The organism is Salegentibacter sp. UBA1130 (genome assembly GCF_002311535.1).
Lineage (GTDB): Bacteria > Bacteroidota > Bacteroidia > Flavobacteriales > Flavobacteriaceae > Salegentibacter > Salegentibacter agarivorans.
Genome location: NZ_DCAP01000030.1, coordinates 1 through 6,737, shown reverse-complemented (window position 1 = coordinate 6,737; position 6,737 = coordinate 1). Strand labels below are relative to the sequence as shown.

7 protein-coding genes are annotated in these 6,737 nt (G+C 37.0%); 2 read left to right on the top strand and 5 right to left on the bottom strand.

What is annotated here, in order from left to right:
• Window positions 1-30: 30 nt before the first annotated feature.
• Together B4F31_RS11710 and B4F31_RS11705 are read left to right on the top strand one after the other, a co-directional pair.
• Entirely contained in the window at window positions 31-1,779 is a 1,749-nt protein-coding gene (locus B4F31_RS11710) for a beta-N-acetylhexosaminidase (protein ID WP_286761359.1), read from the top strand.
• 40 nt (window positions 1,780-1,819) lie between these two features.
• Entirely contained in the window at window positions 1,820-2,608 is a 789-nt protein-coding gene (locus B4F31_RS11705; RefSeq protein ID WP_286761358.1) for a glycoside hydrolase family 16 protein, read from the top strand.
• Between the two features lie 115 nt (window positions 2,609-2,723).
• Here the strand turns inward: B4F31_RS11705 and B4F31_RS11700 are convergent, their stop codons facing one another.
• From B4F31_RS11700 to B4F31_RS11680, 5 genes are all read right to left on the bottom strand, one after another.
• A complete protein-coding gene (locus B4F31_RS11700; protein WP_286761357.1) occupies window positions 2,724-2,909 on the bottom strand; it encodes a hypothetical protein in 186 nt (61 codons plus the stop codon).
• Between the two features lie 157 nt (window positions 2,910-3,066).
• The gene (locus tag B4F31_RS11695; RefSeq protein ID WP_286761356.1) at window positions 3,067-4,218 is read right to left on the bottom strand and encodes an alpha-hydroxy acid oxidase; all 1,152 of its coding nucleotides are present in this window, start codon (window positions 4,216-4,218) and stop codon (window positions 3,067-3,069) included.
• 5 nt (window positions 4,219-4,223) lie between these two features.
• Window positions 4,224-4,568: an L-rhamnose mutarotase gene (locus B4F31_RS11690; RefSeq protein ID WP_093305288.1), complete on the bottom strand. Its 345-nt coding sequence runs from the start codon at window positions 4,566-4,568 to the stop codon at window positions 4,224-4,226.
• Entirely contained in the window at window positions 4,565-5,875 is a 1,311-nt protein-coding gene (gene fucP / locus B4F31_RS11685) for an L-fucose:H+ symporter permease (protein WP_093305286.1), read from the bottom strand. Before fucP ends, B4F31_RS11690 begins: the two co-directional genes overlap by 4 nt.
• A 5-nt stretch (window positions 5,876-5,880) precedes the next feature.
• Window positions 5,881-6,663 carry an SDR family oxidoreductase gene (locus tag B4F31_RS11680; RefSeq protein ID WP_286761355.1) on the bottom strand — a complete coding sequence of 261 codons (783 nt, stop codon included), beginning with the start codon at window positions 6,661-6,663 and terminating at the stop codon, window positions 5,881-5,883.
• Between the last annotated feature and the right edge of the window lie 74 nt (window positions 6,664-6,737).

Genomic DNA, 6,737 nt, shown 5'->3' with positions numbered 1-6,737 from the left:
AAGGTTTACGAGGATAAATAAGCAAGAGGTATGAAGATCAATCTAAATAGAAACTCCGGAAATTTAGCTCCGGAGTTTCTCTCACACAAAACGCCGGAAGCTATAGTAAAAGTAATTTCAGTTCATAAAAGTATAAGCTTTAGCGCTTTAATTCTATTTTTATTCCTTTTTGGTGTATCTAATTTAACGCAAGCTCAGCTTATCCCCACCCCCACAAAAATGGAGAATACTTCAGGTGCTTTTGAAGTTGATAAAAATACTTCTATTCAATTTTCTAAAAACGAGGATTTAGAAGAAATGACCATCTATTTTCAAAAGCAAGTAAAGCGTTTAAGCGGAATTCAGCTTCCAATAAACCAAGCTGCAGGAAAAACGATAAAACTGGAAATAGATAAAAATTTAGATTTAGATAAAGAAGGTTATCAATTAAAAATTTCAGCAGATAATATTGCTATTTCTGCCCCTACTACAGCCGGTGTTTTTTATGGAATGCAGAGTGTTCTACAATTATTCCCTGGCATACGCACCAACGAAAAAATTACGCTTCCGGCTATGGAAATTACCGATGAACCGGCATTTGCCTGGCGTGGTATGATGCTGGATGTAAGCAGGCATTTTTATTCCGTAGAAACTATTAAGGAGGTATTGGACTTAATGGCTTTTTATAAACTAAATACTTTTCATTGGCATCTAACCGATAATGAAGGCTGGCGATTGGAGATTAAAAAATATCCAAAATTAACCAGTATTGGTGCCTGGCGGGAAGAAATACCGGGTAGTGTTTTTTACAAAAAAGATTCTACTTATGCTGAACCATTAACCGGGAAGCCTTACCGTTATGGCGGGTTTTACACTCAGGAACAAGCCCGGGAAGTGGTTGCTTATGCAGCAAAAAGAAATATTAGGGTAATTCCCGAAATAGAAATGCCGGGACACTCTGCCGCAGCTTTTGCCGCTTATCCAGAATTCTCCTGCGCACAGCCAAAACAGGATCCTCCAGGATCAAACCTCTGGAACGATGTGATAGACACCGAAAATATGGCGTTTAATTATTGTGCCGGGAAAGAAGCTCCATTCCTGTTTTTACAAGATGTATTAGTAGAAGTTATGGATATTTTTCCGTCAGAATATATTCACGTGGGAGGAGATGAAGTAGATAAATCTTATTGGAAAAAATGTGAAGCCTGCCAGGCAAGAATTAAAGATGAAAACCTGAAAGATGAAAAAGAACTGCAAAGTTATTTTATAAAACGCATGGAGAAATTTCTACAGGCAAACAACCGTAAACTCCTGGGCTGGGATGAAATTCTGGAAGGTGGCCTGGCACCAAACGCGACCGTAATGAGTTGGCAGGGGGAAAAAGGTGGAATTGCTGCTGCAAAATCTGGTCACGATGTAGTTATGAGCCCTAGTGATCCTCTTTATTTTAACCGTTACCAAGCTGATCCCGAACTAGAGCCACAGGCAGCCCCCTACTCTATCAACGCCCTAGAACGAGTTTATAATTACAAACCGGTACCAGAAGCTTTAAGTGCAAAAGAGGCTAAATACGTTTTAGGATCACAATTTGCAATTTGGACCGAGTTTATCTCATCGGTAGAACATTTAGCATACATGTTATTACCAAGAATGGCTGCCTTTAGCGAAGCTGTTTGGAGCAATAACAACGATAAAAATTTTGAGGATTTTACAAAACGCCTTAATCAGGGACATTATAGAAGATGGAAAAGTAATGGAATACGATTCCATTCAGATTATTTCGATAAATCAAAATATTAACAATACACGATAAAAATATCTTTAAAACCTTTTAAATCAGATGAAACAGATAGTAATTATATTTTTTGCCAGTCTTGTAGCCGGATGTGGTGCAGGAAATATCCAGGATAAACCCGATGGGAAATGGGAATTAATTTGGCAGGATGAGTTTGAAAATGAAGGTAAACCCGATACTGAGAAATGGTCTCACGCACCCAGAAATTCAGCAGATTGGGCACGCTTTTGTACAGACTCAGATGCTACACGCTTCGTTAAAGATGGCAAATTACTTTTGCGTGGCATTATAAATACCAATAAAAATGATACGGTAAAATACAATACCGGTTGTATTAGAACCACCGATAAATTTTCTTTTAAATACGGGAAAATTGAGGTGAAAGCTAAACTGGATAAAGGAAAAGGCTCCTGGCCGGCCATATGGATGATGCCACAAGACCCCGAATATGGTAGTTGGCCGCATAGTGGAGAAATAGATATCATGGAGCACCTAAATTATGATACCATTGTTTATCAAACCTTACACACCAATTATATAGATATTCAGGAAAAAAAGGAGTATCCGCCATATTTCACCACGATTCCATTTAAGATAGATACCTATAATGTATATGGCGTGGAATGGTACCCTAATCGCTTAGATTTCTTTGTTAATGGAAAAAAGACATTTTCTTATCCAAAAATTGAAAATGCCGATTCAAAGCAATGGCCTTTCAACCAGGAGTTCTTTATTATTCTAGACCAGGCACTAGGTGGAAACTGGGTTGGCAGCATTAAAGATGAAGATTTGCCAGTTGAAATGCTAGTAGATTGGGTGCGGGTTTATAAATAAAAATAATGTAAATGGTGCAGATTCAGAAATTTAAAAATTTTTATTAAGGAGTGTGTCCCAAGAATAGTGTCTCAAAAAAACATACTTATAAATCAACCTCAAATATTATCTGTAATTAGCATTTTTGCATTAATCTTTGTAATAAACAGGAAACTTTTTCCCTAACTGTAGGCTCAAATAAAGGATCTACCACTAAAATAGCTTCAATAATTTCAATCTTTTTCGAATTATCTAAAATCTCGTTTTCCAGGAATGGAGTTAACAGGTCTAAAACACTAAAATTATTCCGGTTTAATAGCATCCAGCCATTTTACCTCTACCTGAGTCAATAAAACCGTGAACCACTAATAGAAAGTTAGATTAATATGGTTGCACATTAAACGTCTAAAACATCAAAAAAACAGCCTAGGATAAATTACTACAACTCTAAGCGCTTTAATTGTTGTAATAATTCTTCGTTAGTTAAGTATGAAATGATTTGGCAGTTCCTCTACCTTCTCGCAACATAACTGATCCATTACTTGTTTAAATTGTGTTCTTAGCATAGTTATGGTGTGATCTCCTCCTTTATTCCCCAAAGCTGCGGTACCATACATAAAGGATCTTCCCATAAAGGTGAATTTTGCTCCAGCAGCCATAGTACGGGCAATATCTGGTCCAGACCTAAGACCACTATCCATCATTATTTCAATTTTATCACCATATCTATTAGCGATATTGGGTAAAGTTGAAATAGTTGATTGCGCTGCATCCAACTGCCTCCCGCCGTGATTAGATAAAATTACCCCATCAAATCCCATTTTTATAGCATCTTCCACATCACGTGGTGCAGAAACTCCTTTAAGAACTAACTTGCCTTTCCACTTATCCCGTATAGGTTTAATTTTTTCAGCATTTAATTTTCCGGAGAAGGTTTTATCCATAAATTTCCCTAGCTGTTTAAGGTTTAAACCTTCGGGAGTATAGGGTTTTAAGGTTTCAAAAGTTGGCACTCCATGTTTTAAAGTATTTAATGCCCAACTTGGTTTTCCTAAAACTTGAAAGATATTTTTCGCCGACATTTTTGGTGGTAATGCCAGCCCGTTTCTAATATCCCTGGGTCTGTAACCAAAAGTAGGCACATCACATAAAAGTACTAAAACGGGACACTCTGCTGCTTCCGCCCTTTTTAAGATATCATTTCTAACCTCATCTTCTACCGGATTATACAGCTGAAACCAGGCGTTACCCTGTGTAAGTTCACTGGCCCGCTCAATACTCATAGTAGTAACCGTACTTAAAATAAAGGGAATATTATGTTCAAAAGCCGCTTTGGCGAGTATTTCAGGTGAATTAGGCCACATTAGTCCTTGTAAACCTACGGGTGAAATTCCAAAAGGTGCACTATACTCTTTTCCAAATAATTTTGTAGTTGGATCTGCTTCTTTGTAATTTTGAAGATATCGCGGTTCTAACTGAATTTTACGAATATCAGATGTATTTATATTCAAATTTACATCTTCATTGCATCCACCATCCAGGTATTCAAATGCGAAATCAGGTATTCTTTTTTTAGCTTTTGCTCGAAGATCTTCTATAGAAGGATATTGAGAATTGAAATTATTAGCCATGTTTTCTAGGTGTTTTTTAGATCAAATATTTTATCCATGGGTGTCCATTTCTCACCATTTTTTGCCGAAGGAATAGCCTGCTGATATTGCTGCATTAAACTTTCCCATTCCTGAACTTTAGGGTTTTCTTTATCGGCTTTCGCTTTCATTTCAAAAGAAAAATCTGGTTGTGTATCTATAATCATAACCAGGCGGTTACCCGTTCTAAAAATTTCCATATTTAAAATACCTACCTCCAGTATACTTTTAATAATCTCTGGCCAGACTTCACGGTGATACTCTTCATATTTTTTAATTAGTTCAACCTCATCCTTTAAATCACAAGCCAATACATACTTCTTAGTTTTCATGCTTTGTTTCTTTTAAAAATATAACACCCATAAATACTAACAACTATAAAACATAACACCGGTAAAAAGAACGAGAAGTTTATTTCTGGTACACCTAATATTGTAGTATCTGTATAACCGGAACCTCCAATATCTAATACCATACCTTGTAAAGTTGGCATTAGTGCCCCGCCTACAATTGCCATTACTAAAAAAGCAGCTCCAAATTTTGCATCGTTACCCTGGCCTTCGAGCGCAATTCCATATATGGTTGGAAACATTATTGACATAAAAAATGAAACACTTACCAAGGCGTATAAACCAATCAATCCCTGACTAAAAATACAAAGCAGACAGGTTAAGATCGCACCGAATGCAAATAACATCAACAATTTACCTGAACTTATATAACGGAGCAGGTAGGTACCTAACCAACGTCCTATAAGAAATACCAACAAAGCGGCAATTCCATAATTTACCGCACTTTTATTATCAATACCAATAGATTCGGCATATTGATAAAGATAAGTCCAACACATAATCTGCGCCCCCACGTAAAAAGCCTGGGTTATCACCCCACCCACAAATTTATTATTGCTAAAGAGTCTTTTTATAGCTGGTATTACGGCTACCCGGGCTTCTTTCTTTTTGTTTTCAGGCATTCTAACTAAAAGTATAACCAGGAAAAATACTATAACTACCAATCCCAATAACACATATGGAGTACTTATTACCTCTAAATCGGCATCTCTTATGGTAGCCTTAGCATTTTTAGAAAGTGTACTATAAATAGGGTTCCCATTCACGTCTATATCATCAGATTCCAAGGCTCCCAGAATAAAATGTTGTGCTACAATTAGGCCACCTAATGCTCCCATGGGATTAAATGCCTGGGCTAGATTTAAACGCCTGGTAGCAGTTGCTTCGGTTCCCATAGCTAGGATATAAGGGTTGGCAGTAGTCTCTAAAAAAGCAAGGCCAAATGTTAGAATATATAAGGCTAACAAAAAGAAGATATATTCCTGGTAAATTGCAGCAGGGTAAAACAATAAGGCTCCCAAAGCATACAATGCCAATCCCATAAGTACTCCTTTTTTATAGGAAAATTTATTGACAAAGAGCGCGGCTGGCAAGGCCATAGTAAAATAGCCTCCATAAAAAGCAAGCTGAACTAAGGAAGCCTGAAAATTATTTAGTTCCAAAACTTTTTTGAACGCCGAGACCATAGGATTGGTAATATCATTGGCAAACCCCCATAAAGCAAATAAGGCCGTTATTAAAATAAACGGAACGACAGCTTTCTTTGAAACTAAAGAATCTTGAGACATAGATTTTAGGTTAAGGATCGGTCTAAGTGCACATAACCACCATCGGGAGAAAACCACTCTGCGGTAGTATGTCCAGATTTTTTAGATAGGATAAATGCTGCCAAATCGGCTATCTCAGTATCAAGAGTCATTCGATTTCCCATTGGAATATTACGGGTGATTTTATTTAATTTTTGTTCGGGCTTGTCAAAAGAATTCAACCAAGTTTTATATAGAGGCGTCATAACCTCCCCTGGTAAAATTGCGTTCACCCTGATATTATATGGCAGTAATTCTGCAGCCCATTCACGAGTTAGCGCTAACTGCGCACCTTTTGATGCTGCATAACCCGATGTACCTCCCTGACCTACCAGGGCTACCTTAGAGCTAATATTTAGAATATTCCCTTTTGATTTTTTAAGCGCTGGAAGGCAAAAATGCGCCATCTCATAATAATGATTCAAATTATTATAGACTGAATTTGCAAACTTCTTTGGGTTACCGGTTTCTAGACCAATAGTATCATTCACTCCAGCATTATTTACCAGTGCGTCAATTTTTCCGAAGATCTCTAAAACTTCATCAACAATTCTTTTGCATTGGCCATCTTCATTTAAATTGGCTTGTATAAAATGAGCATTAACTCCACTGGTTTTAAAGGTTTCAAGCATTTCCTTACCGCTTGCTTCCTCACGGCCAACAAACACTGGAATTGCATTTTCCCGGGCAACCGCTTTGCTAATAGCTCCGCCTATCCCTTTAGTACCGCCAGTTATTAAAACTACTTTATCTTTTAATCCTAAATCCATATGAGGAATTTTTCTTTAAATCTATATTCTTATTCTAATTTTTGAAAATCTTATCATTCTGTAATTACTCCTAT

Excerpts from the sequence above, each read along its gene's own strand:
- B4F31_RS11680 (WP_286761355.1), bottom strand. The coding sequence starts at position 6,663 with ATGGATTTAGGATTAAAAGATAAAGTAGTTTTAATAACTGGCGGTACT.
- fucP (WP_093305286.1), bottom strand. The coding sequence starts at position 5,875 with ATGTCTCAAGATTCTTTAGTTTCAAAGAAAGCTGTCGTTCCGTTTATT.
- B4F31_RS11695 (WP_286761356.1), bottom strand. The coding sequence starts at position 4,218 with ATGGCTAATAATTTCAATTCTCAATATCCTTCTATAGAAGATCTTCGA.
- B4F31_RS11705 (WP_286761358.1), top strand. The coding sequence starts at position 1,820 with ATGAAACAGATAGTAATTATATTTTTTGCCAGTCTTGTAGCCGGATGT.
- B4F31_RS11710 (WP_286761359.1), top strand. The coding sequence starts at position 31 with ATGAAGATCAATCTAAATAGAAACTCCGGAAATTTAGCTCCGGAGTTT.
- B4F31_RS11690 (WP_093305288.1), bottom strand. The coding sequence starts at position 4,568 with ATGAAAACTAAGAAGTATGTATTGGCTTGTGATTTAAAGGATGAGGTT.
- B4F31_RS11700 (WP_286761357.1), bottom strand. The coding sequence starts at position 2,909 with ATGCTATTAAACCGGAATAATTTTAGTGTTTTAGACCTGTTAACTCCA.